Origin of the sequence: Pseudomonas asplenii, from assembly GCF_001293465.1 — a bacterium.
Classification (GTDB): Bacteria; Pseudomonadota; Gammaproteobacteria; order Pseudomonadales; family Pseudomonadaceae; genus Aquipseudomonas; species Aquipseudomonas fuscovaginae_B.
Window position 1 is genome coordinate 125,811 of the sequence record NZ_JSYZ01000030.1, and the last position, 22,420, is coordinate 148,230.

At 62.6% G+C, this 22,420-nt stretch carries 20 protein-coding genes; 17 read left to right on the forward strand and 3 right to left on the reverse strand.

Annotation, left to right across the window (positions count from 1 at the left end; all coding sequences use genetic code 11):
- Positions 1 to 289: 289 nt before the first annotated feature.
- Entirely contained in the window at positions 290 to 1,984 is a 1,695-nt protein-coding gene (gene ltrA / locus PF66_RS29900) for a group II intron reverse transcriptase/maturase (RefSeq protein ID WP_054064660.1), read from the reverse strand.
- Between the two features lie 1,124 nt (positions 1,985 to 3,108).
- Here ltrA and PF66_RS29905 point away from each other — a divergent pair.
- Genes PF66_RS29905 through PF66_RS29915 form a run of 3 tightly spaced genes read left to right on the forward strand, consistent with a single transcriptional unit; the run spans position 3,109 to position 5,574 of the window.
- Positions 3,109 to 4,134 carry an aminoglycoside phosphotransferase family protein gene (locus tag PF66_RS29905; RefSeq protein WP_054064661.1) on the forward strand — a complete coding sequence of 342 codons (1,026 nt, stop codon included), beginning with the start codon at positions 3,109 to 3,111 and terminating at the stop codon, positions 4,132 to 4,134.
- Positions 4,131 to 4,805 (forward strand): N-acetylmuramate alpha-1-phosphate uridylyltransferase MurU, encoded by a 675-nt coding sequence (murU, locus tag PF66_RS29910; RefSeq protein ID WP_054064662.1) that lies wholly within the window; start codon positions 4,131 to 4,133, stop codon positions 4,803 to 4,805. The genes PF66_RS29905 and murU overlap by 4 nt, the downstream gene beginning before the upstream one ends.
- Before the next feature lies 1 nt (position 4,806).
- Positions 4,807 to 5,574 carry a TerB family tellurite resistance protein gene (locus PF66_RS29915; protein WP_054064663.1) on the forward strand — a complete coding sequence of 256 codons (768 nt, stop codon included), beginning with the start codon at positions 4,807 to 4,809 and terminating at the stop codon, positions 5,572 to 5,574.
- 12 nt (positions 5,575 to 5,586) lie between these two features.
- Here the strand turns inward: PF66_RS29915 and PF66_RS29920 are convergent, their stop codons facing one another.
- On the reverse strand, positions 5,587 to 6,579 hold the full coding sequence (locus PF66_RS29920; protein WP_054064664.1) for a DUF3530 family protein: 993 nt from the start codon (positions 6,577 to 6,579) through the stop codon (positions 5,587 to 5,589).
- 64 nt (positions 6,580 to 6,643) lie between these two features.
- On the opposite strand from PF66_RS29920, the gene PF66_RS29925 reads away from it, so the two are divergent.
- From PF66_RS29925 to PF66_RS29985, 13 genes are all read left to right on the forward strand, one after another.
- The gene (locus PF66_RS29925; RefSeq protein WP_081009942.1) at positions 6,644 to 9,067 is read left to right on the forward strand and encodes a PAS domain-containing sensor histidine kinase; all 2,424 of its coding nucleotides are present in this window, start codon (positions 6,644 to 6,646) and stop codon (positions 9,065 to 9,067) included.
- 17 nt (positions 9,068 to 9,084) lie between these two features.
- The gene (locus tag PF66_RS29930; RefSeq protein ID WP_054057011.1) at positions 9,085 to 9,714 is read left to right on the forward strand and encodes a response regulator; all 630 of its coding nucleotides are present in this window, start codon (positions 9,085 to 9,087) and stop codon (positions 9,712 to 9,714) included.
- A gap of 248 nt (positions 9,715 to 9,962) precedes the next feature.
- Positions 9,963 to 11,087 carry an ABC transporter ATP-binding protein gene (locus tag PF66_RS29935; protein WP_054057010.1) on the forward strand — a complete coding sequence of 375 codons (1,125 nt, stop codon included), beginning with the start codon at positions 9,963 to 9,965 and terminating at the stop codon, positions 11,085 to 11,087.
- Between the two features lie 71 nt (positions 11,088 to 11,158).
- Positions 11,159 to 12,202: an ABC transporter substrate-binding protein gene (locus PF66_RS29940; RefSeq protein ID WP_017902871.1), complete on the forward strand. Its 1,044-nt coding sequence runs from the start codon at positions 11,159 to 11,161 to the stop codon at positions 12,200 to 12,202.
- A 211-nt stretch (positions 12,203 to 12,413) separates the two neighbouring features.
- Positions 12,414 to 13,661, forward strand: coding sequence for an ABC transporter permease (locus PF66_RS29945; protein WP_054064665.1), 1,248 nt, complete (start codon positions 12,414 to 12,416; stop codon positions 13,659 to 13,661).
- A 13-nt stretch (positions 13,662 to 13,674) separates the two neighbouring features.
- Positions 13,675 to 14,499, forward strand: a complete 825-nt coding sequence (locus tag PF66_RS29950) for an ABC transporter permease (RefSeq protein WP_054057007.1) — start codon at positions 13,675 to 13,677, stop codon at positions 14,497 to 14,499.
- A 249-nt stretch (positions 14,500 to 14,748) separates the two neighbouring features.
- Entirely contained in the window at positions 14,749 to 15,423 is a 675-nt protein-coding gene (gene rpe / locus PF66_RS29955) for a ribulose-phosphate 3-epimerase (protein WP_054057006.1), read from the forward strand.
- The gene (locus tag PF66_RS29960) at positions 15,420 to 16,238 is read left to right on the forward strand and encodes a phosphoglycolate phosphatase (RefSeq protein ID WP_054064666.1); all 819 of its coding nucleotides are present in this window, start codon (positions 15,420 to 15,422) and stop codon (positions 16,236 to 16,238) included. Before rpe ends, PF66_RS29960 begins: the two co-directional genes overlap by 4 nt.
- Positions 16,239 to 16,309: 71 nt before the next feature.
- Positions 16,310 to 17,797, forward strand: coding sequence for an anthranilate synthase component I (trpE, locus tag PF66_RS29965; RefSeq protein ID WP_054057004.1), 1,488 nt, complete (start codon positions 16,310 to 16,312; stop codon positions 17,795 to 17,797).
- A 13-nt stretch (positions 17,798 to 17,810) separates the two neighbouring features.
- The gene (locus PF66_RS29970) at positions 17,811 to 18,404 is read left to right on the forward strand and encodes an aminodeoxychorismate/anthranilate synthase component II (RefSeq protein WP_054064667.1); all 594 of its coding nucleotides are present in this window, start codon (positions 17,811 to 17,813) and stop codon (positions 18,402 to 18,404) included.
- Between the two features lie 9 nt (positions 18,405 to 18,413).
- Complete coding sequence (gene trpD / locus PF66_RS29975) at positions 18,414 to 19,463, forward strand: anthranilate phosphoribosyltransferase (RefSeq protein WP_054057002.1); 1,050 nt, start codon at positions 18,414 to 18,416, stop codon at positions 19,461 to 19,463.
- Positions 19,460 to 20,299: an indole-3-glycerol phosphate synthase TrpC gene (trpC, locus tag PF66_RS29980; RefSeq protein WP_054064668.1), complete on the forward strand. Its 840-nt coding sequence runs from the start codon at positions 19,460 to 19,462 to the stop codon at positions 20,297 to 20,299. Before trpD ends, trpC begins: the two co-directional genes overlap by 4 nt.
- A gap of 67 nt (positions 20,300 to 20,366) precedes the next feature.
- Positions 20,367 to 21,068 (forward strand): lipoate--protein ligase family protein, encoded by a 702-nt coding sequence (locus tag PF66_RS29985; RefSeq protein WP_054064669.1) that lies wholly within the window; start codon positions 20,367 to 20,369, stop codon positions 21,066 to 21,068.
- Here the strand turns inward: PF66_RS29985 and crp are convergent.
- Positions 21,065 to 21,715 carry a cAMP-activated global transcriptional regulator CRP gene (gene crp, locus PF66_RS29990; RefSeq protein ID WP_054056999.1) on the reverse strand — a complete coding sequence of 217 codons (651 nt, stop codon included), beginning with the start codon at positions 21,713 to 21,715 and terminating at the stop codon, positions 21,065 to 21,067. The genes PF66_RS29985 and crp overlap by 4 nt on opposite strands.
- A gap of 208 nt (positions 21,716 to 21,923) precedes the next feature.
- Here crp and PF66_RS29995 point away from each other — a divergent pair, with 208 nt between their 5' ends.
- Entirely contained in the window at positions 21,924 to 22,346 is a 423-nt protein-coding gene (locus PF66_RS29995) for an OsmC family protein (RefSeq protein ID WP_054056998.1), read from the forward strand.
- Positions 22,347 to 22,420: the final 74 nt, after the last annotated feature.

Sequence of the window (22,420 nt, forward strand, 5' to 3'; positions counted from 1 at the left end):
GCCCGAAGCCGAGGCCGAGCAGTCATACTGTTCAGCAGCAACAACGAACGAAGTGGCCAGAGGTTGCAGGGCCAGCAAACCGCCGGTGACCAGCAACGGAAACTTTCTACGAAACGCGGGGGATTTCAATGCCATCTTATTAGTCCGGGCTTCCTGCGTGCCATCTGCCCGCGGTAAGGGCCGCACGCCTATCGATGGTCTGAAAGTTGGGTAGGAACAGACCATTTCTGGCCTGTCCCCCCCTAAAAACCGTACGTGCGCCTTTCAGCGCATACGGCTCAAGTCTTTACTAAACCCCCGAATTGGGAGTCGGTTTGTTCACTGTTAAACCACGTGCGTGAAGCTGCAGGTGGCAAATGGGATGCAATAGTACCCGGTTGTTTAGAGAGTCACCACCGCCTTGTGAGCGATAGATGATGTGGTGATCATGCCACCCCGTCTCCCTAGTTATGGGGCTCTTGCACAGAGAGCACAGCCCTTTTTGCGATTGGAACAGACGTGCTACCTGCTTGCGATATTTTATCTTCCCGAGCATCCGGGACATTCGAAGCTTCTCGCCCATCTCCTCCATTGCAGGGTCGAACGGGTTGTAGTCCCCGCTGATTTTCCTGTGTCTCTCGATCGGCGTAGCCTCAAGGGCATATAGCCTGATCTCCTCTTGGTCTCCTGCCTCGTTGAGCAATGTGGTACGGAACACCCAGTTTCGGTCCTCGGTAGGCTGGAAGTATTTCCTCCTGATCCACTCCAGACCTTTGTTTGGGTGGCGCCGTTTTGCCCATCGCCATAGCGCCTGGAATATCTGGTAGTCCATGCGACTGTACGCCTTCTTGGCTACCACGGGCTGATGGTAAAACGCCCAGCCTCGTAGCATCGGGTTCAACTGGCGGATCAGATCCTCCTGTGTCGCCGCTTTGTTGGCGCTGATGACCTCCTTCACCTTGCTGTAGAACGCCTTTGCGTTCCTCTTGCTTGGCGTGATCAGGAGCTTTCCGCTGTATTTCCGGAAATTCCATCCCAGGAAGTCGAAGCCATCATCTATGTGGGTAACACGCGTTTTCTCGGGTGATAGCTGTAGCCCGCGGATTGCCAGGAACTGCTCTACCCAAGATCTGACTTCCTCCAGTATCTCTTTCGAGTCACCGGTGATGACGAAGTCATCTGCATATCGCACTACATTGACCTTCAGCTTCTTGGCTCTCGTCACGCCCAGGTGTCGCTTGAGCTGTGTCTCCAGTCCGTCCAGCGCCATGTTTGCCAAGGTCGGCGAGATAATCCCGCCTTGTGGTGTACCAGCATCAGTTGCCTGAAGCTGACCTTTATGGACCACTCCGGCTTTCAGCCATTTGCGCAGGATCACCTTGTCCGTAGGTACATTGGTGATCAGCCACTCATGGTTGATGTGGTCGAAACAGCCTTGTATGTCCGCTTCCAGTACCCAGCGAGCTGATAGCCGCTTGGACAGGCAGACGAACAACTGTCCCATTGCGTCCGCCGTGGAACGTTCGATCCTAAAGCCATAGCTATTAGGATCGCCGGTGGTCTCTGCAATGGGGGCCAAGGCCAGCAGGTGTAAAGCCTGCATCGCCCTGTCCCTCATGGTTGGAATGCCCAGTGGGCGTTCCTTTCCGTTCGACTTAGGAATAAAGACCCTCCGTAACGGCTGGGGCTTGTATCCATGGCGTTTCAACCCTATGGCCGCATTCCACTTAGCTTCGGGTGTATCCCAGAGCACGCGGTCGACTCCCGTCGTGCGCTTGCCCTGATTTTCAGTGACTCTCCTAACAGCCAGGTACCTGGCTGAGTATGAGCGGGTCAGCATCCGTTGCAGGGCTTTCACCTTGCGCCAGTTGCCTTCCCGACAAGCCTTCGCAATCCGTATCTGCATCGTCCGAACGTTCCGTTGAGTACGCCACCAGTCGATGTCGTGCCACTCGTGCGGAGCGCCAGAAGGCGCAGACATTGCCGTTTGGCTATGTTCCAACATGCTGCCTTCCTCTCAGGTACCCCTGGTCGGAAGACGTTCCTTCTCCCTGAGGGGAGGGACGTCCCCGTCAGGGTAAGGTTGTTGAAGAGATTCAGATCTTCTGAATCTTCAGTTTCGTTGAGACAGACTCATTCAGTGTTCATGCGACGAAAGACCACGCAGAAGTCTGCCCGGTTTCCCGTGGGATGATGTTTCAACCCCTATCCGAACCATTACAGCCCGGCGTTCGCTTTTTCTGCGATCCCATACCCGCACAGCCAACAGATCCCCTTGCGGTTCACCTGCCCTAGGGCAGCTATACGGGCTTACCACGTTCCCTGCCTGTCACACGATTGGTTTAGGGCCTGCCTTTTCACCGGAGGCGTTGTAGCGACGTATTCCTACATCCCACAGGAATAGCTAGCCTCATACCTTTTGGTTAATGCCTGACAGCAGCTTAGGCACGTCTATCCTTACGGCGTTTATCAGCAGTTCACTTATGTTGCCCATGCCAGCCAGCCTAGCGCCTCAACCCGGTGCTGCTCCGAGCATCCATGTTTTGCCTCGCGGCAAGAACATGCCCTAAGGGGCTACATTGTTGGAAGAGCTTCACACCCCACCGTTACCAGTGACGCATGTCTTCCTAGGCTATCGTTGGTCGCACAACGAGTCCGCTGCCGTTCATGTAGAGCGGTTGGACAATGACAGACAGAACTTTCGCTCGTGTCTCCGGTTGAAGATGAGTCAGGGACTGGCGTATGCAGCCTGCTCTTTGATTTGTTACCTCCTGTTGCTATTACAGGAGATAACCCCAGCGGGGATTCTCTCCCGCGTGGGTTGAGTCCATAGAGGACTGAGGATAAGCATGCGCTTAAGATCCGGTATGCCGGTCTTCGGTCGTGTTGCAAAGCGCTTTCCGACCTAGGGGATGCCATTCCGCCGCTGCGGTAAGTCCTTGAAGGCAATAGACTTCTAAAGTGGCTTTGGTTCAAGGGATTAAGCTCCCGAGCAATCGACTTCTCGCGAAGTCCTTCAAGATGGCTCTACACCTCGAAGTAAGGGAGACACGTCGCACGTGTCGCACAAGATGCTGGATAATAAAGCATGACCCGCTTGACGGCTAGCGCCGTCGGAGACCCTTAGTAATGCCCGACCAAGATCTACGCTTGCAACACCTGAAAGTTTGGCTGGATGAGCAACTGGCATCCCTGTTCCTGGCCAGGGGCTGGGGTGCCGTACCGGACGCCACCCTGACCGCAGCCAGCAGCGACGCGAGTTTTCGCCGGTATTTCCGCTGGCAGGGCGAGGGCCGCAGCTTCATCGTGATGGATGCTCCGCCGCCGCGCGAGAACTGCAAACCCTTCGTGGATATTGCCCATTTACTGGCGAAATCCGGCATCAACGTGCCGGAAATTTATGCTCAGGACCTGGAAAACGGCTTTCTGTTGCTCAACGACCTGGGCAACCGGACCTATCTGGATGTGATCGACGACGAGAACGCCGATGCCCTGTTCGCCGATGCCATCGATGCCTTGCTGGCTTTCCAGCAACTGCCGCTGGAGGCCGATCTGCCGAGCTACGACGTCGCCCTGCTGCGGCGCGAGCTGGAGCTGTTCCCCGAATGGTATGTGGGGCGCGAGTTGGGTGCCGTCTTCAGCCCACGGCAACTGGAGCTGTGGCAGCGGGTCAGTACGTTGTTGATCGACAGTGCCCTGGCACAGCCGAAGGTGCTGGTGCACCGTGACTACATGCCGCGCAACCTGATGCTGAGCGAGCCCAACCCGGGGGTGCTGGACTTTCAGGATGCGGTCTACGGCCCGGTGACCTACGACATTACCTGCCTGTTCAAGGATGCGTTTCTCAGTTGGCCCGAGGCCCGGGTCGTCGATTGGCTGCATGGCTACTGGGAGCGGGCTCGTCGGCAGGGCATTGCGGTCCAGGCGGATTTCGAGGCGTTCCACCGGGCCAGCGACCTGATGGGGGTGCAGCGCCACCTGAAGGTGATCGGTATCTTTGCCCGTATCTGCCATCGCGATGGCAAGCCGCGCTACCTGGCGGACGTGCCGCGCTTCTTCGCCTATATCGAAGCGGTGCTGGCACGCCGGCCGGAGTTGGCCGAGCTGGGTGAACTGCTTGACAGCCTGCGCCTGCCGTCCGGGGCCGCGCTATGAGGGCGATGATCCTGGCGGCGGGGAAGGGCGAGCGCATGCGCCCGCTGACCCTGCACACACCCAAGCCGCTGATCCGGGCCAACGGCGTGCCGCTGATCGACTATCACCTGCGGGCCCTGGCGGCGGCCGGCTTCAGGGAGATCGTCATCAATCATGCCTGGCTCGGCCAGCAGATCGAGGATTACCTCGGCGACGGTTCGCGTCATGGCCTGAGCATCGCCTATTCGCCGGAAGGCGAGCCGCTGGAGACCGGTGGCGGGATCTTCCGGGCGCTGCCGTTGCTGGGCGACGAGCCCTTCCTGGTGGTCAATGGCGATATCTGGACCGATTATGATTTCTCGGCATTGCGCCGTCCGCTGGCTGGCCTGGCTCACCTGGTGATGGTCGACAACCCGCCGCATCATCCGTCCGGGGGCGACTTTGCGCTGCTTGACGGTCGGCTGTTCGACGATCGTCCGGATCTGCCCAGGCTGACCTTCAGCGGCATCTCGGTGCTGCATCCGCGACTGTTTGCCGGTTGCCATGCCGGGGCGTTCAAGCTGGCCCCACTGTTGCGCGAGGCCATGGCCCGAGGGCAGGTGAGCGGCGAGCACCTTCAGGGACAGTGGGTGGATGTCGGCACCGTGGAGCGCCTGGCCCAAGTCGAGCAACTGCTGCAAGAGAGGCACTGATATGTTGTGGCCAGGGACTCTGATTGGAGCCGGGGCGGGCTTTGCCATCGCCAGCATTCCGGGGGCCATGTTGGGCGGGTTGTTGGGGCAGGCGCTGGATCGGCGCCTGCAGTTGCACAGTTGGGCACATTTGCGCGAGCGCCTGGGCGGCAAACCGGCACTGCGCAACGACGAACTGCTGTTCGTCCTGCTCGGGCGCCTGGCCAAGAGTGATGGACGGGTGGTCGACGGGCACATCCAGCAGGCGCGTCAGGAAATGCGCCAACTGGACATGGGGGAACCGGCGCAGCGGCGGGCGATTGCCGCGTTCAACCGGGGCAAGTCGGGAGAAGATCGCCTGCGTGGCTACCTGCGTCACCTCAAGGCCCAGCCCCACGCCGCCGAGGGTGTGCTGCGGGCCTGCTGGCGAATGGTCTGGGCCGACGGTCGGGCCGGGCGGGAGGAGCGCGAGCTGATTCTGCTCTGGGGCAAGTGGCTGGGCTGGACGACGCAGCAGGTCCAGGCCCTGGCCAGTGACTACGAGCCCAGCCGCAAGCCGCTGATGAGCAGCGCCGGCAGCTATCAGGATGCCTTACGGGTACTCGGGGTGACCGCGACCAGCGAGCCGGCACAGATCAAGCGGGCTTATCGGCGCCTGCTCAGTCGTCACCACCCGGACAAGGTGGCCGGGATGGGCGCGACCCCGGCCCAGGTGCAGGAAGCCACCGAGAAAACCCGGGAGTTACATCAGGCCTATGCGCTGATCCGCGAGCGCCGGGACTTCCGCTGAGGTGCAGGCGGGTTACTGGCTGTCCTGATCCTGCGGGTTCAGGTAGCCACGAACCCGCCGGACCAACTGTTGCTGGCCCGGGTTGCCCGGTATCGCCTTCAGTCCCACCTGGGTGTAGCTGGAAGTCTTCTGGCGTTTGCTGGCTTGCAGGCGCAGCAGGGCGGCTTTGCGATCCAGCGCCTTTTCCTGATAGAAGAAGTCGGCGGTCGCCACTTTCAGGCCGGGCGTCAGTTGCGCCAGGTCTGCCTTGGCGCTGGCCGGCGTCTGCGCAGCCACCAGCACCAGCTTCTGCACTTGTGGCGAGGCTTTCTCGATCAGATAGCGGGTTGCCCAGTAGGCGCCGGTGCCATGCCCCAGCAACACGATGCTGCGGGCATTCTGCTGTTGAGCGTAGGCAATGGCGGCATCGAAACGGGCAAAGATCCGCTCGGCATCGCCCTTGAGCGGGTCCTCGGCGGTGGCGGCGGGGGCTTGGTCGGGGATGTCGGCTTCGGCGCTGGCCGCCTGTTCGATCGGCTTGCTGGTGGTACTGGCGTCCTTGCTGTTGCTCGCTGCCGGCTCCGCCGGTTTTGGCGCTTCGACCACCCGTGGCAGGGAGGCGTCGCTTTGCAGGTCCGGGAGTGTCAGACTCAGGCTGCTCCACTGGGCGTCCGGCAATTGGTTGCGCAAGGGCGCGACGGCTTGGGGCCAGTCAGCGGTTTCACCGGCCCCGGGGATTATGATCACCGCACCGCTGGGCGTCGGGGTGTTGGCCGGTTTCCACAGGGCCAGGAAGGTGTCACCGGCCGCCTGCAGCTGTTGTTGCTCCTGTAGCGGCAGTTGCCGCTCCAGGGCGGTGGCGTCTTCCTGGCTGCGTTCGGGCAAGGACTGGCGTTCAACCGGTTTCTCGGCGGGCGTGTCTTTCGCCGGTGCGGGTGCCGGATCTGCCGCCAGGACCGGCGCGGCAAGCGGTAGGATCATCGACAGGCACAGCGCAGGCAGTGCCGAGCGGTAGACAGGGGGCATCGGATTTTCCAGGCCAGAGGTAATCCTGGCAGCCTAATGGGTTGGTCAGTATTTGTCAGTGTGGATGAGTCGAATCATGCGTTTTTGCTGTCTTTGGGTTATCGGCTGGCTGTGTCTTCCCTTGATCGCCTGGGCTGCGCCGGCCCCTGCGGGCAATGGCCTGCCTTTGTCCGCCGAGCAGCGCCGCTGGCTCGACGAGCATCGGGAACTGCGGGTCGGACTGGTACTGCAGGCGCCTTACGCGCAGTACGACCGACGCCTGCAGCGCCTGTCGGGGGCCAATGTCGAGTTGATGCAGTGGCTGGCCAAGGCGATGAATGTCGAGCTGACCTGGCGTAACTTTCCCGACCAGGCCCAGTTGGAAAAGGCTCTGGAGGAGGACGAGGTCGATCTCGCCCCGGGCCTGACCCAGACGCCGGCCGGCCTGCGCCTCTGGCTGTTCTCCGATCCGTACATGCGGGTGCCGCAGTTGGTCGTTGGCGAGCGCAACGGCGCCGGGGCCGTGGAGCTGGAAAAGCTCGACAGCCAGACCCGGGTCGCCGTGCGCATGCCCAGTGCGATTGCCGATTACCTGCGCGGTACCTACAGCAATCTCAACCTGCAGGGCGTTCCGGCGGAGCGCCAGGCCTTGCAACTGCTGTTGAGCCAGCAGGCCCGTTATGCCGTGGTCGATGAGGCGCAACTCAGTCGCCTGTCCGGCGAGGAAGAGTTCGCCGGGCTGGCGGTGGTCGGCGATATCGGCCTGCCGCAACTGTTGCGGGTGGCCAGCCGACGTGACTGGCCGGAACTGGCGGGCATCGTCGAGAAGGCGTTGCATGCGATACCGGCTCGGGACCTCGATCAACTCCACCTGCGCTGGTTGCAACCCAAGTACCCGCGCCTGTCGGCATCGCCGGGCTTCTGGCAGAACCTTTGCCTGCTGCTGGCGGTGATGTTCATGGCGGGCCTGGCGATCGTGTTCTGGTTGCGCCGCCAGCAACGCAGCCTCGAGCAGGCCCTGCTCGCCGCCCGCGAGGACCTGGCCCGACGCGAGGCCAGCGAGGAGGCCTTGCGCCTGACCCAGTTTTCCATCGACCAGAGCACCGTGGGCATTCTCTGGGTCAACTGGGACAGCCACGTGCGTTATGCCAACCGGGCGGCCGAGGAGATGCTCGGCTACCCCCCGGGCGCGTTGTTCGATCGGCCGCTGATCGACTTTGAGCCGAACCTGCACATGGACCGCTGGCTGAACCTGTGGAAGCGCGCCCGGGCCAGCGACGAGGCGCCACAAAGCTTCGAGACCCAATGCCTGCGGGCCGACGGCAGCATCCTGCCGGCCGACGTGTCCCTCAGCTTCCTGCGCTTTCGTGATGGCGAATACCTGGTGGTCTATCTCAACGATGTCACCGAGCGCCGCCGTGCCCTGGCCGCGCTGCAGGAGAGCGAGGCCCGACTCAAGGGGATCGCGGCCAACGTTCCGGGGCTGGTATTTCGCCTGGAGCGGGTGCCGCAGACCGGCGAGCTGTACTTCCCGTATATCAGCGAGGGCAGCGAGAGCCTGGTGGGCCATGCGCCCGCCACCCTGCGTCGGCAGGAGGTCGGCCTGCGCAGCGTGGTCCATCCGGACGACCGCGCCGACTATCATCGTGTCCAGGACCTGGCGATCGATTCCGGCAGCGACTGGTCCTGGCAGGGCCGGATCATGACCCGCGAAGGCCGGCAGCGCTGGGCCGAGATCAAGGCCATCACCCGCCGTCTGGCGGATGGCACGATGGTCTGGGACGGTATCGTCTGGGACATCAGTGAAAGCAAGCGGATCGAGTTGGAACTGGCCAGTTCGCGCGAGCAACTGCGCGAGCTGTCGGCGCACCTGGAGAGTGTCCGGGAGGAGGAGAAGGCCCGTATCGCCCGGGAGGTTCACGATGAGCTGGGGCAGATGCTGACGGTGCTCAAGCTGGAAACCTCCATGTGCGAGCTGGCCTATGCCGAGCTGGACCCCGGGTTGAACGAGCGCCTGAACAGCATGAAGAAGCTGATCGCGCAATTGTTCCAACTGGTGCGCGATGTCGCGACCGCCTTGCGCCCGCCGATTCTCGATGCCGGTATCGCCTCGGCGATCGAATGGCAGGCGCGGCGTTTCGAGGCGCGGACGCAGATCCCGTGCCTGGTGCAGGTTCCGGAAAACCTGCCGGCGCTCAGCGATGCCAAGGCCACCGGGCTGTTCCGGATTCTCCAGGAGGCGCTGACCAATGTCATGCGCCATGCCCAGGCGCATACTGTGGAACTGACGCTGGCGATCGACGGGCAGGACCTGTGCCTGAGCATCAGCGATGACGGTGTCGGGTTTGTCGCCCCGAGTGGCCGGCCGACTTCGTTCGGCGTGGTCGGCATGCGCGAGCGCGTACTGATGCTGGGCGGCAGCCTGTCGCTGGAAAGCGCTGTCGGCGAAGGCACGACGCTGAGCGTTCGTGTACCGTTGGACCCGCCGCAGGCCATGCAAGCCCTTTGACCGAGCAGGAGTAAGACGTGATCCGCGTACTGGTAGCCGAAGACCACACCATCGTCCGCGAGGGCATCAAGCAGTTGATCGGCCTGGCCAAGGACCTGCAGGTGGCGGGGGAGGCGAGCAATGGCGAGCAACTGATGGAAGCCTTGCGGCATACGCCCTGCGAGGTGGTGCTGCTGGATATCTCGATGCCCGGGGTCAACGGCCTGGAGGCCATTCCGCGGATTCGCGCGCTGAGCGATCCGCCGGCGATCCTGGTGCTGTCGATGCATGACGAGGCGCAGATGGCCGCCCGGGCGCTGAAGATCGGCGCCGCCGGCTATGCCACCAAGGACAGCGATCCGTCGCTGTTGCTGACCGCCATTCGCAAGGTGGCGGCGGGCGGGCGCTACATCGACCCCGAACTGGCCGACCGGATGGTCTTCGAGGTCGGCCTGACCGATTCCCGGCCACTGCACGCTTTGCTGTCGGAGCGGGAATTCTCGGTATTCGAGCGCCTGGCCCAGGGCGCCAACGTGAACGACATCGCCCAGCAACTGGCGTTGAGCAGCAAGACCATCAGTACCCACAAGGCCAGGCTGATGCAGAAACTCAACGTCACCTCCCTGGCTGAACTGGTGAAATACGCCATGGAGCACAAGTTGCTCTGACGCTTGCGCCGATGGAAAAAAGAGTGGGCGTATCCATTTGCGACAACTGTCGGTCGGGGCTGGATGATGTCATAAGGCCTGCCGTGGCGATCCGTTTGTCGGCTTATCCAATAGCGCCATCCCTGTAGGGCAATCCCTACAACAACTCTTCCAGACTGCTGAGGACAATCTCTCCCGGCCCCCGATTTGCGCTGTGTGCAGCCTTCACTAGGCTTAGACCACGGCAGTCAAAACAAAAAGGTGTGGGTATGAGCGAGGTTGATTCAAGCGCTGGGGCCAAGGACATCCTGGTCAGCTTTCGTGGCGTGCAGAAGAGCTACGATGGGGAAAACCTGATCGTCAAGGACCTCAACCTGGACATTCGCAAGGGCGAATTCCTTACCTTGCTCGGGCCCTCCGGTTCCGGCAAGACCACCAGCCTGATGATGCTGGCCGGGTTCGAAACACCGACCGCCGGCGAGATCCAACTGGCCGGGCGCTCCATCAACAACGTGCCGCCGCACAAGCGCGATATCGGCATGGTGTTCCAGAACTATGCGCTGTTCCCGCACATGACCGTGGCCGAGAACCTGGCGTTCCCGCTGACCGTGCGCGGCCTGAGCAAGACCGACATCAGCGAGCGGGTCAAGCGTGTGCTGGGCATGGTCCAGCTCGACAAGTTCGCCCAGCGTTACCCGGCGCAGTTGTCCGGCGGCCAGCAGCAGCGGGTGGCGTTGGCCCGGGCACTGGTGTTCGAGCCGCAACTGGTGCTGATGGACGAGCCGCTGGGCGCGCTGGACAAGCAACTGCGCGAACACATGCAGATGGAAATCAAGCACCTGCACCAGCGTCTCGGCGTGACCGTGGTCTACGTGACCCATGACCAGGGCGAAGCCCTGACCATGTCCGATCGGGTGGCGGTGTTCCATCAGGGCGAGATCCAGCAGATCGCGCCACCGCGCACGCTTTATGAAGAGCCGCGCAACACTTTCGTCGCCAACTTCATCGGCGAGAACAACCGCCTCAGCGGGCGCTTGCACAGCCACAACGGCGATCGCTGCGTGGTCGAGCTGGGGCGCGGCGAGAAGGTCGAGGCCCTGGCGGTGAATGTCGGCAAGGCCGGCGAGCCGGTGACCCTGTCGATCCGCCCCGAGCGCATCAGCCTCAACGGTTCCAGCGAATCCTGCGTCAACCGCTTCTCCGGGCGCGTGGCCGAATTCATCTATCTGGGCGACCACGTTCGCGTGCGTCTGGAAGTCTGCGGCAAAACCGACTTCTTCGTGAAACAGCCCATCGCCGAGCTCGACCCGGCGCTGGCGGTCGGTGATGTCGTACCCCTTGGCTGGCAGGTCGAGCACGTTCGCGCGCTGGACCCGGTGCTCGACGCCAGCTGAAGCGCTGTACCCCAAGAGGCGAATCCATCGCCCCGTGCTTCACCAACCTGCACTCGTGGAGAGAAGAATAAATGCTCAAATCCCTGAAATTCAGTGCCCTCGCAGTAGGGCTGATGTGCGCGGCAAATGCCATGGCGGCGACCGACCTGACCGTGGTGTCCTTTGGTGGCGCGAACAAGGCGGCCCAGGTCAAGGCGTTCTATGCCCCTTGGGAGGCTCAGGCGGGCAACGGCAAGATCGTCGCCGGCGAGTACAACGGCGAGATGGCCAAGGTCAAGGCCATGGTCGACACCAAGAGCGTGTCCTGGGACCTGGTCGAAGTCGAGTCGCCGGAACTGTCCCGCGGCTGTGACGAAGACATGTTCGAGCAACTGGACCCGGCGCTGTTCGGCAAGACCGAAGACTACGTCAAGGGTGCCATCCAGCCATGCGGCGTAGGCTTCTTCGTCTGGTCGACCGTACTGGCCTACAACGCCGACAAGCTCGCTTCCGCGCCAACCAGCTGGGCCGATTTCTGGGACACCAAGAAATTCCCGGGCAAGCGCGGCCTGCGCAAGGGTGCCAAGTACACCCTGGAATTCGCCCTGATGGCTGACGGCGTTGCACCGAAGGACGTCTACAAGGTGCTGGCCGGCAAGGATGGCCAGGATCGCGCCTTCAAGAAGCTCGATGAACTCAAGCCCTACATCCAGTGGTGGGAAGCCGGTGCCCAGCCACCGCAGTACCTCGCTTCGGGCGACGTGGTGATGAGCTCGGCCTACAACGGCCGGATCGCCGCGGTGCAGAAGGAAAGCAACCTGAAGGTGGTGTGGAACGGCGGTATCTACGACTTCGATGCCTGGGCCATTCCGAAGGGCCTGGACAAGGCACGTGCCGACGTGGCGAAGAAGTTCATCGCCTTCTCGGTGATGCCGCAGCAGCAGAAGACCTACTCGGAGAACATCGCCTACGGCCCGGCCAACACCCAGGCGGTACCGTTGCTGGCCAAGGACATCCTCAAGGATATGCCGACCACGCCGGAAAACATCGCCAACCAGGTGCAGATCGACGTCAGCTTCTGGGCTGACAACGGCGAGCAACTGGAGCAGCGCTTCAACGCCTGGGCGGCCAAGTAATACACCACAGCCCTTTGTGGGAGCCGGCTTGCTGGCGGCGGCGTCCGTTCAAGCGCCGCCAATGCTGCTGGCCTTGACCTGTAGGAGCGTGGCTTGCCCGCGAAGCTTTTAGCGGCCTCAAGGGCCTATTCGCGGGCAAGCCGCGCTCCTACAGGCGCCACATCGGGTGTCGGTATGCGTCAGTAACAATAAAAATTTTCCGGAGTTCGTCATGGCCATCACCGTTCCTCTGAACGAGGGGACCAGTCCCACCCTGAAGCAGCGCCTGGCACGCGCCGAGCGGGTCAACCGCTGGAAGGCCCAGGCCTTGATCGCGCCGCTGGTGCTGTTCCTGCTGCTGGTGTTCCTGGTCCCTATCGTCGCGCTGCTCTACAAGAGCGTCGGCAACCCCGAGGTGATCAGCGCCCTGCCGCGTACCGTGGCAGCCGTGTCGGCCTGGGATGGCAAGGGCCTGCCTGGAGAGGCAGCCTACAAGGCCCTTGGCGAAGAGCTGGGTGAGGCCCGCAAGAATCAGAACCTGGGCGACTTGTCCAAGCGCCTGAACATGGAACTGGCCGGCTACCGCAGCCTGCTGACCAAGACTGCCCGCTCCCTGCCGTTCAAGACTGAACCGGCCTCCTACAAGGAAGCCCTGGAAGCCCTCGATGAACGTTGGGGCGATCCGGCTTACTGGCAGGCGATCCGGCGCAATACCAGTAGTGTCACCCCCTATTACCTGCTGGCGGCCGTCGATCATCGCATCGACGACCTCGGCGAACTGGCCGCGGCCACCCCTGACCAGGCCATCTATCTCGATATCTTTGCCCGCACGTTCTGGATGGGCCTGGTGATCACCGCGGTCTGTCTGGTCCTGGCCTATCCGCTGGCCTACCTGCTGGCGAACCTGCCGGCACGCAAGAGCAACCTGCTGATGATTCTCGTGCTGCTGCCGTTCTGGACCTCCATCCTGGTGCGGGTGGCGGCGTGGATCGTGCTGCTGCAGTCGGGCGGCCTGATCAACAGCGCGCTGATGGCCATGGGGGTGATCGACAAGCCGCTGGAACTGGTGTTCAACCGTACCGGGGTCTACATCTCCATGGTCCACATCCTGCTGCCGTTCATGATTCTGCCGATCTACAGCGTGATGAAAGGTATCTCGCCGACCTACATGCGGGCGGCGATCTCCCTGGGCTGCCACCCGTTCGCCAGCTTCTGGCGGGTGTACTTCCCGCAGACCTATGCCGGTGTCGGCGCCGGTTGCCTGCTGGTGTTCATCCTGGCGATCGGCTACTACATCACCCCCGCGCTGTTGGGCAGCCCGAACGATCAGATGGTCAGCTATTTCGTCGCCTTCTACACCAACACCAGCATCAACTGGGGCATGGCGACGGCGTTGGGCGGCCTGCTGCTGCTGGCGACCGTGCTGCTGTACCTGATCTACAGCCGGCTGGTGGGCGCCAGCCGCCTGAGCCTGGGTTAAGGAGAGAATCGAAATGCTCAGTCCATACATGTCGCCCGTCGAGCGGGTCTGGTTCTATAGCTTGCGCATCCTGTGCGGGTTGATCCTGTTGTTCCTGGTCCTGCCGGTACTGGTGATCGTTCCGCTGTCGTTCAATGCCGGCAGTTTCCTGGTGTATCCGCTGCAAGGTTTCTCGCTGCACTGGTACCAGGATTTCTTCGCCTCCGCCGAGTGGATGCGCGCCCTGAAGAACAGCATCATCGTCGCTCCGGCGGCGACGGTGCTGGCGATGGTCTTCGGTACCCTGGCGGCCATCGGCCTGACCCGTGGCAACTTCCCCGGCAAGCCGCTGGTGATGGCCCTGGTGATTTCGCCGATGGTGGTGCCGGTGGTGATCATCGGCGTCGCCAGCTACCTGTTCTTTGCGCCACTGGGGCTGGGCAACAGCTTTTCCTCGCTGATCGTGGTGCATGCGGTGCTGGGTGTGCCGTTCGTGATCATCACCGTCTCGGCGACCCTGCAGGGCTTCAACCACAACCTGGTACGTGCTGCGGCCAGCCTGGGGGCATCGCCGCTGACGACGTTCCGCCGGGTGACCCTGCCGCTGATTGCACCGGGGGTGATTTCCGGGGCGCTGTTCGCCTTTGCCACCTCCTTCGACGAGGTGGTGGTGACGCTGTTTCTCGCCGGCCCCGAACAGGCGACGCTGCCACGGCAGATGTTCAGCGGTATCCGCGAAAACCTCAGCCCGACCATCGCCGCAGCCGCGACCTTGCTGATCGCCTTCTCGGTGATCCTGCTGCTGACCCTGGAATGGTTGCGCGGGCGCAGCGAGAAGCTGCGTACGACCCAGGCCTGAAACCGGCTGGCTGGCGATCCGCCGAAGGCGGCCATCCAGTGATATCTCGGGCGATGGCAAGGGCGCTATCGCCAGAGCCGGCTCCTAAGGAGGGTGTCCGTAAATACGGGGGAAACCGCTGCGAGGGCGACTAAAGTCGTAGGAAAAGAGCCTGCTGCATGTGCGGCCAATTATCGCGGTCACGGTGCGTTTGGCGAAACATGAGGTATACAATGCGCGCCACCGTGATTCCGCTCAAAAAGGTGCGTCATGCAGCCCTTCGCAATTGCTCCGTCGATTCTTTCCGCCGACTTCGCCCGTCTGGGTGAGGAAGTGGACAACGTTCTCGCCGCCGGCGCCGACATCGTGCACTTCGATGTCATGGACAACCACTACGTCCCCAACCTGACCATCGGCCCGATGGTCTGCGCGGCGCTGCGCAAGTACGGCATTACCGCGCCGATCGACGCGCACCTGATGGTCAGCCCGGTGGATCGTATCATCGGCGACTTCATCGAGGCCGGTGCGACCTATATCACCTTCCATCCCGAAGCCACCCTGCATGTCGACCGCTCCCTGCAACTGATCCGCGATGGTGGTTGCAAGGCCGGCCTGGTGTTCAACCCGGCCACGCCGCTGGATGTGCTCAAGTACGTGATGGACAAGGTCGACATGGTCCTGCTGATGAGCGTCAACCCGGGCTTCGGTGGGCAGAAGTTCATTCCCGGGACCCTCGACAAGCTGCGCGAGGCACGGGCGCTGATCGATGCCAGCGGCCGTGATATCCGCCTGGAGATCGACGGTGGGGTGAACGTGAACAACATCCGCGAAATCGCCGAGGCCGGAGCTGACACCTTCGTCGCCGGCTCGGCGATCTTCAACGCTCCGGATTACCGCGACGTCATCCAGAAGATGCGCGCCGAGCTGGCGCTGGCCCGATCATGAGTGCCTTCGAGCAGCTCTTTGCGGGTGGGCTGCCCAAGCTGGTGATGTTCGATCTGGATGGTACGCTGATCGATTCGGTACCGGACCTGGCGGCCGCCGTCGACAAGATGCTGCTCGCCCTGGGCCGGCCCGCTGCCGGCCTGGAAGCGGTGCGCGAATGGGTCGGCAACGGCGCCCCGGTGCTGGTGCGTCGGGCCCTGGCCGGTGGCCTCGATCACTCGGCGGTGAGCGAAAGCGACGCCGAGCAGGGCCTGGAGCTGTTCATGGAGGCCTATGATGGCGGCCATGACCGGACCACGGTCTACCCCGGCGTCCGGGAAACCCTGCGCTGGATGCAGAAGCAGGGTGTGGAAATGGCCCTGATCACCAACAAGCCCGAACGTTTCGTCGCGCCCCTGCTCGACGAGATGCAGTTGGGGCGCTTCTTCCGCTGGATCATTGGCGGCGACACCCTGCCACAGCGCAAGCCCGATCCGGCGGCGCTGTTCCATGTCATGAAAATGGCCGGCATCCCGGCATCGCAGAGCCTGTTCGTCGGCGATTCGCGCAGCGATGTGCAGGCCGCCAGGGCCGCCGGAGTCGCCTGCGTGGCCCTCAGCTATGGCTACAACCATGGCCGGCCGATCGCCGAAGAGCAGCCGGCGCTGGTCATCGATGATCTGCGCGCACTGATTCCCGGTTGCCTGGAGGGCGGCGCTGAGCTAATGTCGGCGGACTGTACTCAATCCCCTCCTGGAAACGCCATCGTGGTGGTCACTCGCAAACTCTGGATGAAAGTCATCAAGGCCTTGGCCCGTTGGCGTTGGCGCGCCTGACATTTATCTGGCCGCTCCGTGCGGCGCGTTTGCATACCTGACCGTTTGAACCTCAAGCCACGAGGCACATGATGACCCGCGAAGAATTCCTGCGTTTGGCCGCTGCCGGCTACAACCGCATCCCGCTTGCCTGCGAAACCCTGGCCGACTTCGATACGCCGTTGTCGATCTACCTGAAACTGGCCGACCAGCCCAACTCCTACCTGCTCGAATCGGTGCAGGGCGGCGAGAAGTGGGGCCGCTACTCGATCATTGGCCTGCCATGCCGCACCGTGCTGCGGGTGCATGACCACCAGATCCGCGTGACCCACGACGGCGTCGAGATCGAAGCCTGCGAGGCCGATGATCCGCTGGCCTTCGTCGAGGCGTTCAAGGCGCGCTACAACGTTCCGACCATCCCTGGCCTGCCGCGTTTCAACGGCGGCCTGGTGGGCTACTTCGGCTATGACTGCGTACGCTACGTGGAGAAGCGCCTGGGCCAGTGCCCGAACCCCGATCCATTGGGTGTGCCGGACATCCTGCTGATGGTCTCCGATGCGGTGGTGGTGTTCGACAACCTGGCCGGCAAGATGCACGCCATCGTCCTCGCCGACCCGGCGCAGGACAACGCCTACGAGCAGGGCCAGGCGCGCCTGCAGCAGTTGCTCGAGCAACTGCGCCAGCCGATCACGCCGCGGCGCGGGCTGGCACTCGATCGACCACCGGCGGCCGATCCGCTGTTCCGCTCCAGTTTTACCCAGGGTGACTACGAGCGTGCGGTCGATACCATCAAGGAATACATCCTGGCCGGCGACTGCATGCAGGTGGTGCCGTCGCAGCGCATGTCGATCGACTTCAAGGCTGCGCCCATCGACCTGTACCGGGCGCTACGCTGCTTCAACCCGACGCCGTACATGTACTTCTTCAACTTCGGCGATTTCCATGTGGTCGGCAGTTCGCCGGAAGTGCTGGTGCGGGTCGAGGACAACCTGATCACCGTGCGGCCGATCGCCGGCACCCGCCCGCGCGGTGCCACCGAGGACGCCGACCGGGCACTGGAAGACGACCTGCTGTCGGATGAAAAGGAGATCGCCGAGCACCTGATGCTGATCGACCTGGGGCGCAACGATACCGGCCGGGTTTCCGAGATCGGTTCGGTGAAACTCACCGAGAAGATGGTGATCGAGCGCTACTCCAACGTGATGCACATCGTTTCCAACGTCACCGGCCAGCTCAAGAGCGGCCTGACGTCCATGGACGCGCTGCGGGCGATCCTGCCGGCAGGGACCTTGTCCGGCGCACCGAAGATCCGCGCCATGGAAATCATCGACGAACTGGAGCCGGTCAAGCGCGGCGTGTATGGCGGCGCGGTCGGCTACTACGCCTGGAACGGCAACATGGACACCGCGATTGCCATTCGTACTGCGGTGATCAAGGACGGCGAACTGCATGTGCAGGCCGGTGGCGGCATCGTCGCCGACTCGGTGCCGGCGCTGGAATGGGAAGAAACGCTGAACAAGCGTCGCGCGATGTTCCGCGCGGTCGCCCTTGCTGAACAAACCCCCGCGTCCGACGCCTGAGGAACCCTTTGTCATGTTGCTGATGATCGATAACTACGACTCGTTTACCTACAACGTCGTGCAATACCTCGGTGAGCTGGGCGCGGACGTCAAGGTCGTACGTAACGACGAACTGACCGTGGCTGAAATCGAAGACCTCAAGCCCGAGCGCATCGTGGTCTCGCCTGGCCCTTGCACGCCGACCGAGGCGGGCATTTCCCTGGAGGCCATCCGGCATTTCGCCGGCAAACTGCCGATTCTCGGCGTCTGCCTCGGCCACCAGTCCATCGGCCAGGCCTTTGGCGGCGATGTGGTGCGTGCCCGTCAGGTGATGCACGGCAAGACCAGCCCGCTGTACCACGAAGGCAAGGGGGTATTCGAGGGCCTGAACCTGCCGTTGACCGTTACCCGCTACCACTCGTTGATCGTCAAGCGCGAGACCCTGCCCGAGTGCCTGGAGCTGACCGCCTGGACCCGGCTGGAAGACGGCTCGGTCGACGAGATCATGGGCCTGCGTCACAAGACGCTGAACATCGAGGGGGTACAGTTCCACCCCGAGTCGATTCTCTCCGAGCAGGGACACCAGCTGTTCGCCAACTTCCTCAAACAGACCGGCGGCGTGCGCTAAGGAGTTTTCGTGGATATCAAGACAGCCCTGAGCCGTATCGTCGGCCACCTGGACCTGAGCACCGAAGAAATGCGCGATGTCATGCGTGAGATCATGACCGGGCAGTGCACCGAGGCGCAGATTGGCGCCTTCATGATGGCCATGCGCATGAAGAGCGAAAGCATCGACGAGATCGTCGGTGCGGTTTCGGTCATGCGCGAGCTGGCGGACAAGGTCGAACTGCAGAGCCTCGACGGTGTGGTCGACGTGGTCGGTACCGGCGGTGATGGTGCCAACATCTTCAACGTTTCCACCGCGTCGGCCTTCGTCGTCGCAGCGGCTGGCGGTACTGTCGCCAAGCATGGCAACCGGGCGGTGTCGGGCAAGAGCGGCAGTGCCGACCTGCTGGAGTCGGCCGGTGTCTATCTGAACCTGACGCCGGTCCAGGTGGCGCGTTGCATCGATAACGTCGGTATCGGTTTCATGTTCGCCCAGACCCACCACAGTGCGATGAAGTACGCCGCAGGCCCGCGTCGCGACCTGGGCCTGCGCACCCTGTTCAACATGCTTGGCCCGCTTACGAATCCGGCTGGCGTGAAGCACCAGGTGGTGGGCGTGTTCACCCAGGCACTCTGCCGGCCACTGGCGGAAGTCCTGCATCGGCTGGGCAGCAAGCACGTGCTGGTGGTGCATTCCCAGGACGGCCTGGATGAATTCAGCCTGGCGGCACCGACCTACGTTGCCGAACTGAAAAATGGTGCAATAACCGAGTATTGGGTTCAGCCCGAAGACTTGGGTATAAAGAGTCAGAGTCTGTTTGGCCTGGTGGTGGACAGCCCGGCGGCGTCGTTGGCGTTGATCCGCGATGCACTGGGGCGCCGCAAGACCGAGAACGGCCAGAAAGCTGCGGAAATGATCGTGCTCAACGCCGGTGCCGCGCTGTATGCCGCCGATCTGGCCAGCAGCCTCAAGGAAGGCGTTGCCCTGGCCCATGATGCGCTGCATACCGGCCTTGCCCGGGAAAAACTCGAGGAGCTGGGCGCGTTCACCGCGGTATTCAAGCAGGAGAATGAAGCATGAGTGTGCCAACCGTTCTGGAGAAGATCCTCGCCCGCAAGGCCGAGGAGGTTGCCGAGCGCAGTGCGCGCCTGAGTCTGGCTGAGCTTGAGAACCTGGCTCGCGCCGCCGATGCTCCTCGCGGTTTTGCCCAGGCGCTGCTCGACCAGGCCAAGCGCAAGCAGCCGGCGGTCATTGCCGAAATCAAGAAGGCTTCGCCGAGCAAGGGAGTGATTCGCGAGCATTTCATCCCGGCGGAAATAGCCAGCAGCTACGAGAAGGGTGGGGCGACCTGCCTGTCGGTGCTGACCGACGTGGATTATTTCCAGGGCTCGGACCTGTACCTGCAACAGGCCCGTGCGGCCTGCAAGCTGCCGGTGATCCGCAAGGACTTCATGGTCGATCCGTACCAGATCGTCGAGGCCCGGGCCATGGGCGCCGATTGCATCCTGCTGATCGTCGCCGCACTGGAAGACGGGCAGATGGCCGAGCTGGCCTCGGTGGCCAAGGCTGTCGGGCTCGACGTGCTGGTGGAGTCCCATGACGCCGCCGAGCTGGAGCGGGCACTGAAGCATCTGGACACACCGCTGATCGGTATCAACAACCGCAACCTGCACACCTTTGACGTCAGCCTGGAAACCACCCTCGACCTGTTGCCGATGGTGCCGCGCGACCGCCTGGTGGTCACCGAGAGTGGCATCCTCAACCGGGCCGATGTCGAGCTGATGGAAATCAGCCAGGTGTACTCGTTCCTGGTCGGCGAAGCGTTCATGCGTGCGCAGAACCCGGGTGATGAACTGCAGCGGCTGTTCTTCCCGGAGCGCGGGACGCCGGTGATCACCGGTTCCACCCTCGATTGAAACCTGTTGTTCGAACAAGCCGGCATTGCCGGCTTTTTCATGGCCTGACTGAACGGATCTTTTTGCCATGACCCTGCCTGTAGCCTTTACCGTCGAAGCCGGCCTGCGTGCCGAACAGGATCTGCTGGCCGAAGTCTGTGCCGGCGAGCGGGACTGGGGGCTGTTGTTGTGGCAGCCCAGTGATCGTGCCCTGGTCATGCCGCGGCGGCTGAATCGGTTGCCGGGTTTTGAAGCGGCCTGTGAGGCGCTGGCGGCCAGCGGTTGGCCGGTCCTGTTGCGAGAGACCGGTGGTGAACCGGTGCCGCAGTCCTCGTCGACGGTGAACATTTCCCTGGTCTATGCGCCACCGCGCAGCGAGGGTGACCAGAACCGCATCGAAACCGGTTACCTGCGCCTGTGTCAGCCCATTTGCGAGGCGCTGGACGAACTGGGGGGTGTCGCTTCCTTGGGGGAGATCGAGGGGGCGTTCTGCGATGGTCGGTACAACGTCAACCTCAATGGGCGCAAGCTGGTCGGCACTGCTCAGCGTTGGCGGCAGAGCCGGGGCGGAACGCGTCCGGTGGGGTTGGTGCATGGTGCGATGCTGATCGACGACGAACGTGAGTCGATGGTGGCGGCGGTCAATCTGTTCTATCAGGCGTGCAGTCTGGAGCAGCGGGTGCGCGCTGCGAGCCATGTCGCCCTGCATGAGGTCTATCCGGCCCCGCTGTTCCTTGAGCGGCTGGCCGGTTCGTACCAGCAACTGCTGGCAGGTCTGCTCGACGCCTAGCGGGTACCGAAGACCACCATGGTCTTGCCCTTGACGTGTACGAGGTTCTGCTCTTCGAGATCCTTGAGCACTCGGCCGACCATTTCCCGCGAGCAGCCGACGATCCGGCCGATTTCCTGGCGGGTGATCTTGATCTGCATGCCGTCCGGGTGGGTCATGGCATCCGGCTGCTTGCACAGGTCCAGCAGGCAGCGGGCGACGCGCCCGGTCACGTCGAAAAAGGCCAGGTCGCCGACCTTGCGGGTGGTGTTGCGCAGGCGCTGTGCCATCTGTCCGCTGAGGGCGTAGAGGATGTCCGGGTCCTGCTGGGCCAGTTCGCGGAACTTGGCATAGCTGATTTCCGCCACCTCGCACTCGACCTTGGCGCGTACCCAGGCGCTGCGCTCCTGTTCGACCCCCGCCTGCTCGAACAGCCCCAACTCACCGAAAAAATCCCCGGCATTGAGATAGGCGATGATCATTTCCCGGCCGTCATCGTCTTCGATGAGGATGGTGACCGAGCCCTTGACGATGAAGAACAGGGTCTGCGAACGATCGCCGGCGCAGATGATGTTGCTCTTGGCCTGGTAGCGACGACGCTGGCAGTGCATCAGCAGTTTGTCGAGGTTCTTGATCTTGGAGGGGGAAGCGGAAGCCAGAGCAACCATGTTTGTATCCTGGAAAAGACTGCACGGTTTGGTTTGGTTTTTTTAGGCGTAGCCAAAAAGCTGGCATAACGCCAGCGATTTGGCGTCAGCTTAACAGACACGCGGTGTCGAGATGGTGGAATTTAATGGACCGACCAACCGGTCGTCGCCTGAGCCCACAGGGTGCTGTGCTAAGCTGGCGACCTTTTTAATCAGTGGAGTCTTGGCGATGAAGGCACGCATCCAATGGGCTGGCGAAGCCATGTTCCTCGGAGAGTCGGGTAGCGGACACGTGGTGGTGATGGATGGCCCGCCGGAAAGTGGTGGCCGCAACCTGGGCGTACGTCCCATGGAAATGGTGCTGCTGGGCCTGGGTGGCTGCAGCAACTTCGACGTGGTCAGCATCCTGAAGAAGGCGCGCCAGCCGGTCGAGAGCTGCGAAGCGTTCCTTGAAGCCGAGCGTGCGACCGAAGATCCGAAGGTGTTCACCAGGATCCACCTGCATTTCGTGGTCAAGGGGCGGGGCCTGAAGGAATCGCAGGTCAAGCGGGCGATCGAGCTGTCGGCCGAGAAGTACTGCTCGGCTTCGATCATGCTCGGTGCCGCAGGTGTGGCCATCAGCCATGACTACGAGATCGTCGAACTCGGCTGATGCCCTGGGCAGGCTTGCGCTGTTTGTAGGAGCGTCGGCCGGCCGCTCCTACAAAAAAGCAGCGGTCGCAGCCC